This window comes from Amycolatopsis sp. NPDC003861, from assembly GCF_053605405.1.
This window is the reverse complement of record NZ_JBSGJD010000396.1, coordinates 1-5,916: the sequence shown is the minus strand read 5'-3', so window position 1 is coordinate 5,916 and position 5,916 is coordinate 1. Positions and strand designations below refer to the sequence as shown.

At 68.2% G+C, this 5,916-nt stretch carries 4 protein-coding genes; 1 reads left to right on the top strand and 3 read right to left on the bottom strand.

Going from position 1 to position 5,916, the window contains the following annotated elements; all coding sequences use genetic code 11:
* Positions 1-317: 317 nt before the first annotated feature.
* From ACWEVN_RS45955 to ACWEVN_RS45945, 3 genes are all read right to left on the bottom strand, one after another.
* A complete protein-coding gene (locus ACWEVN_RS45955; RefSeq protein WP_449684744.1) occupies positions 318-1,922 on the bottom strand; it encodes a GMC family oxidoreductase in 1,605 nt (534 codons plus the stop codon).
* Between the two features lie 16 nt (positions 1,923-1,938).
* The gene (locus ACWEVN_RS45950) at positions 1,939-3,123 is read right to left on the bottom strand and encodes an acyl-CoA dehydrogenase family protein (protein WP_449684795.1); all 1,185 of its coding nucleotides are present in this window, start codon (positions 3,121-3,123) and stop codon (positions 1,939-1,941) included.
* A gap of 113 nt (positions 3,124-3,236) precedes the next feature.
* Positions 3,237-4,019, bottom strand: coding sequence for a tryptophan 2,3-dioxygenase (locus ACWEVN_RS45945; RefSeq protein WP_449684743.1), 783 nt, complete (start codon positions 4,017-4,019; stop codon positions 3,237-3,239).
* Positions 4,020-4,340: 321 nt separating this feature from the next.
* On the opposite strand from ACWEVN_RS45945, the gene ACWEVN_RS45940 reads away from it, so the two are divergent.
* A complete protein-coding gene (locus tag ACWEVN_RS45940) occupies positions 4,341-5,723 on the top strand; it encodes an NDP-hexose 2,3-dehydratase family protein (protein WP_452055468.1) in 1,383 nt (460 codons plus the stop codon).
* Positions 5,724-5,916 lie beyond the last annotated feature (193 nt).

Sequence of the window (5,916 nt, the reverse complement as noted above, 5' to 3'; positions counted from 1 at the left end):
GACGTCAGAATTCACCGACATTGATCATGCTCTGAGCCCCGGAGTGACGTCGAGATTCACGAGCATCTGACGTCAGCAAACACAGTCACGGCCAACACCCGGTGCGGCGACCGCACCACGACGACCACGCCACCTACCGAACCCCTCGACGTGCTCGAACTCGCCGGCCAGTCGTCGCACCAGCGTGCCAATGCCGCACCCACCTGGAGCAGGCTCCAGGTGGGTGCGGCGGGGATCCTGGCGCGGACCGCGCCGGCCGGTGACCACCCCGTTTCCGGCGGCCCGTTCGGCCGAGCCCGGAGTGGCTTGGCGCCCGGTCAGCGACCCCGGTCGGCGGCGGCCAGCGCCCTCGCCTCCGGCAACTCCGCCGCTTCCGGGGCGGGGATGCCGCGGATCAGGTCGGCCGCCTTCTCCGCGAGGACGATCGCCGTCGCGTTGGGGATCCCGCGGCCGACCTCCGGCATGACGGACACGTCGACCACCCGCAGCCCGTCGATGCCCCGGACCCGCAGGTCCCCGTCGACCACCGTGCCCATGGCACACGTGCTGGTCGGGTGGAAGATCGACTGGGTGTACTTCCGGGCGTAAGACTCCAGGTCCGCGTCCGACTCCGAGTCCGGGTAGCGGAACACGCCCTCGTTGTAGAGCCGCATCGCGGGCTGCCGGCCGATGTCCATCGCCATGCGCAGCGCGACCAGGGTGCGTTCCATGTCCGCCGGATCGGAGTAGTAGCCGTGCACGATCCGGGGCTTGGCCGTGGGATCGGCGGACGCCAGGTGCACCCGGCCGCGGCTTTGCGGGGTGGCGACCGCGGGACCGAACGAGATCGCGTGCGCGGTCGGCGGCCCGAGGCCGCTGTCGGCCAGCATGCCCGGCGCCGCGAAGAACTGCACGTCGGGCGCGGGCAAGGCGCTGTCGGTGCGCACGAAGCCACCCGCCTCGGGCCCGTTGGACGCGAGCGGCCCGCGGCCCTCGCGCTGGTACAGCTCGACGTTGGCGGGCTCGCCGGCGGCCAGCAGGCTGATCGGCTGGGAATGCGTGAGGATGAGCGGCACCAGCGCGTGGTCCTGCAGGTTCGCGCCGACCTCCTCGTTGTCGGCGACCACCGGAATGCCGAGTTTCCGCAGCGTGTCGGCGGGGCCGACACCGGAAAGCATGAGCAGCTGCGGGGAGTTGTACACGCCGCCGGAGAGCAGCACCTCGCGTTCGGCCCGCAGGACGATCTCGTCCTCCAGCCGGTACCCGACGACGCCGGTCGCCCGGCCGTCCTCGATGAGCACCCGGTGCACCTGGAGGTTGGTCTCGACGGTGAGGTTGGGCCGGTCGATCACCGGGTGCAGGAACGCCGCCGCCGTGCTGCAGCGACGTCCGTTGCGCTGGGTGACCTGGTAGAAGCCGAAACCGTCCTGTTCCGGGCCGTTGAAGTCGTCGTTGGCCGCGAACCCGGCCTCCGTCGCCGCCGCGATGAACGCCGCCGTGCTGGGGTTCTTGGACCGGTTCTCCGACACCGACAGCGGCCCGCCCGCGCCGTGGTAGGCCGACGCGCCACGCTCGTTGTCCTCGGACCGCTTGAAGTACGGCAGCAGGTCCGCGTAGGCCCAGCCCGGCTGGTTCCACGAGTCGTAGTCGTACGGGTTGCCCCGCGCGTAGGCCATCGCGTTCATCGAGCTGGTCCCGCCGAGCACCCGGCCACGGGGCAGGAACACCCGCCTGCGGTTCAGCTGGGCCTCGTCGTGCGTGTCGTAGTCCCAGTCCACCTGGGTCCGGAACAGCTTGGCGAACGCGGCGGGCACCTGGATGTTCGGATGGCTGTCCGTCGGGCCCGCCTCGACCAGGCAGACCCGGATGTCCGGGTCCTCCGTCAGCCGCGCCGCCAGGACACAGCCTGCCGATCCCGCACCGACGATGATGTAGTCGTACATATCGCTCCTTGGCTGATCAGAAGAACTGCGTGTTCGGGGCGAGGCCGCACAGCACCCGGCCGTAGATCTCGTAGAGGATGTGCGGCGTGTTCAGGGCGTGCTGGGTGAGCGCGTGCAGGTCGCGCCAGGTGCGCTGGATGGGCACGCTGGAGAAGATCGCCGAGCCGCCGCTGCCGACGTAGAGCGTGTCGACCGCCTCCAGCGCGCGCTTGCAGGTGGCGCCCATGGCGATCCGGGCCAGGGCCCGGTCCTCGGTGGACCACTCGCTGTGGTCGGCGACCTTCGCGTCGACGAGGTCGGCGACCCGGTAGGCGTGGAAGGCGGCCTCGTCGATCGCGACCCTGGCCTCCGCCACCTGCAGGTGCGTCATCGTGGCTTCGCGCTGGTCGGTGTAGTCGGTGTAGGTGATCTTGCGGCCGGGCATCCGGTCGGTGAAGCAGTCCCACGCCGCCCGGGCCATGCCGACCACGTTGCCGACCGAACACGCGGAGGCCAGCGCGGCGAGCGGGGCGCGGTACATGTCGATGTCCGCGTTGAGGACCGAGGCGGACTGGTTGGTCAGCAGCGCCATCAGCGGCAGCGTGCGCTCCGCGGGGACGAACACGTCTTCGGCGACCGTGGTGACACTGCCGGAGCCGCGCAGGCCGGTGGTGTTCCAGTCGTCCACGATTCCCAGGTCCGCCATCGGGATCAGGGCGACGATCGGCTCCATCTCGCCGCTGTCGTTCGGGGTGACCGCGATCGCGACCTGCCAGTGGCTGTGCAGCGCGCCGCTGATGAAGCCCCACTGTCCATTCACGACATACCCGCCCGGCGCCTTCGCGGCCATGGCGGTGGGGCTGAGCGTCCCGCAGACCCGGGCGTTCTCGGTGGCGTAGACCTCGTCCTGGACGGCGTCGGGGAACAGGCCCACCATCCACCCGGGGATCCACCACACCGACGCGATCCAGCCGACGGCGCCGTCACCGCGGCCGAGTTCGGCCGCGACGTCGACCACGGTGCGGGTGTCGCACTCGTAACCGCCGTAGCGGGCCGGGATCCGCATCTTGAAGACACCCGCGCCCGCGAGGGCCTCGATCGTCTCCTCGTGCAGGCGCCGGTTCTCGTCGGTCCACTGGGCGTGATCGCGGAGCAGCGGGACGAGCTTCGTCGCTCGGTCGACGAGTTCGTCTCGGGTGGGGGGCTGCAGCGTCGTCACCATGGCCTCCTCGGTGGCCTCGGCCTGGGCAGAATTGAAGTGCACGTCTATTCAGGCATCTTTTCCGGTGTCACTCCCGGTCGCGTCTCCTCCATTGCGAACGGATCGCCGGCCGGTCACAGCTTGCTGCGCATCGCCCACAGGTCGGGGAACATCTGGTGGAACAAGGTCGAACGCAGGTACGAGACTCCCGACGATCCGCCGGTGCCGGTCTTGTCGCCGATAATCGCCGCGACGAACTTCACGTGCTGGTAGCGCCACTGCTGGAAGCACTGGTCGACCTCCATGAGCGCGTCGCAGATCTGCGCTATCACGCCGTCTTCGAGGTAGGCCTTCCGGAGGGCCTGCTGCACGTCCTCGGACGGAGCAGATGGCTTGGACACGTCGCGGTCCAGCACGGAGTCCGGCATGGGATACCCGCGGTCGTCGAGGAAACGGGCGAACGAGTCGAAGACGGTCGGTCGACGGAGAACCCGCTCGAGCTCGGCGCGCTCACCAGCACCGACCCGGTAGTACTCGAACATCTGCGGATCTCGCCTGCCGAGCACGGCCTCGATACGCCTGAACTGGGTGGACTGCGCCCCGCTCCCGCCGCCGAGTGCGTGCCGGAAGCCGTTGAACTGGCGCGGCGTCAACGTCGCCATCACGTCGGCGTTGGCGACCACGGCACGAACCAGCACCGCGGTGCGCTGCAGCGTGCGCAGGGCGGCGCCGTCGGCGCCGTCGGCCAGGTGGTCCTGGAACCTGGCGAGCTCGTGGAGGATCAGTTTGAACCAAAGTTCGTGGACCTGGTGCGTCACGAGAAAGAGCAGCTCGTCGTGCTCGCCCGTCCGCGTACGCTGGATCGACAGTAGTACGTCGAGTGCCAGGTAGGCGTGATACTCGCCAGTCTCTTCCACGATTCAAGGTTAGACACGCCGGGACGATTCGCGACAGCACGGCGAACAACGAGAGCAAGGGTGAAGCAGTCCGGTCCACCGAGGCGTGGAATTCAGGTAAACCGCAAGAACACGCGACGCATTCGGGAAGACGACTTTGCCAACCGCCCGAGCGCACACTCTGGGCACCGGATCGACTGGCTCCGTGCCCAGGGAGGCGCACAGCGTGATCACTATCCTCCAGCCGACGTCGGGTGCGGACGAACTTGCCGCAGCCGGCGACGTTTTCGTGTCGATGCAACTCGTCGGCGTGCGGGCGCGCACCGACGGTCGGGAGCGGTGATGGCGAGCCCACTGGAGCAGGAGCGATCGGAGGCCGACCTCGTCGCGGACCTCGCCGTGTCGGCGGCCACGACGCGTGGATTCCACGTGTCCACTGCCGAGTTCGACGACTGGCTGGCAGAACGTTGCGTGGCCCACGATTTCGAGGTCTCGCGTGTCCCGCTCGACGAACTCGACCACTGGTCGTTCGCCGACGACAGTGGAAATCTGACCCACCGCAGCGGCCAGTTCTTCACGGTCGAAGGGTTGCGGGTGCGGGCGACGGACGGAGCGGTGCCGGAGTGGCATCAGCCGATCATCAACCAGCCGGAGATCGGCATCCTCGGCATCGTCGCCAAGAGGTTCGGCGGCGTCCTGCACTTCCTCATGCAGGCGAAAATGGAACCGGGGAACGTCAACCTCGTGCAACTGTCGCCGACGGTGCAGGCCACGAAGAGCAACTACCGCAGGGCGCACGGCGGCAACGAGGTGGCCTACCTGCACCACTTCATCGGCCCGCGACGCGGCAAGGTGATCGTCGACGTGCTTCAGTCCGAGCACGGTTCGTGGTTCTACCGTAAGCGCAATCGCAACATGGTTGTCGAGGTAGCTGAGCACGTCGAGGTCGGACAAGACTTCTGCTGGCTGACTCTCGGCCAGATCAACGAACTTCTGGCTCGCGACTACGTCGTCAACATGGACTCGCGGACGGTGCTGTCCTGCCTGCCGGCGAGTTCGGTGCCCGCGTGGTCGCGTGACGCCACCCTGCCCGGCGCGCACCGAAGCACGCACGCGTTGCTGAGGTGGCTCACCGAACGGCAGGTCGACAGCGAACTCGACGCACAACGGGTGCGCCTGACCAACCTCCCCGAGTGGAACCGCACCGACTGGGAAATCACGCGAGGTGACGGCAGGTTCTTCAGTGTCGTCGGGGTGTCGGTTCGCGCGGGTACCCGCGAGGTGTCGAGCTGGCACCAACCGCTGATCGAGCAGCACGGTCACGGGATCGTGGCTTTCGTCGTCACGGAGTTCCGCGGCGTCCTGCACGTCCTGGTCCGCGCGACGATGGAGGCTGGCTTCCTCGGCGCCATCGAGCTCGGCCCGACCGTGCAATGCGTTCCCGCCAACTACGCTCCGGGCGACGCACCGTTTCTGTTGGACTACGTCATGGCAGCCGGCCCGGAGCGGATTCGCTACGCCGCTTTCCATTCGGAAGAAGGTGGCCGGTTCCGGAACGCGGCGAGCCAGTACATGATAGTCGAGGCGGACGAGACGCTCCCCGAGCTACTGCCTGCCGACTACACCTGGGTCGCCGCGGGCCAGCTCGCCGAACTGCTGAGGCACAGCCATTACGTCAACGTTCAGGCCCGTAGCCTGGTCGCCTTCTTGAAGACGCTACCGTAGAGTGGTCGTCCGCCGGATCATGGCCGACCTGTGGGACAAGACCACTTGTCGGCATCGTCCATCCGATGAACGCCGGCGCTCGGTACCCAGCTGAGAACTCGTCGTCGCAGCAGCATGACCGGCCGCCCGGGCTGCCGCCCGGGCGGCCGGTCGTCACTCACGTCGCGATCAGCCAGATCGGCAGATCACACCA

Coding starts and splice junctions, on each gene's coding strand:
- ACWEVN_RS45950 (WP_449684795.1), bottom strand. CDS start 3,123: ATGGTGACGACGCTGCAGCCCCCCACCCGAGACGAACTCGTCGACCGA.
- ACWEVN_RS45955 (WP_449684744.1), bottom strand. CDS start 1,922: ATGTACGACTACATCATCGTCGGTGCGGGATCGGCAGGCTGTGTCCTG.
- ACWEVN_RS45940 (WP_452055468.1), top strand. CDS start 4,341: ATGGCGAGCCCACTGGAGCAGGAGCGATCGGAGGCCGACCTCGTCGCG.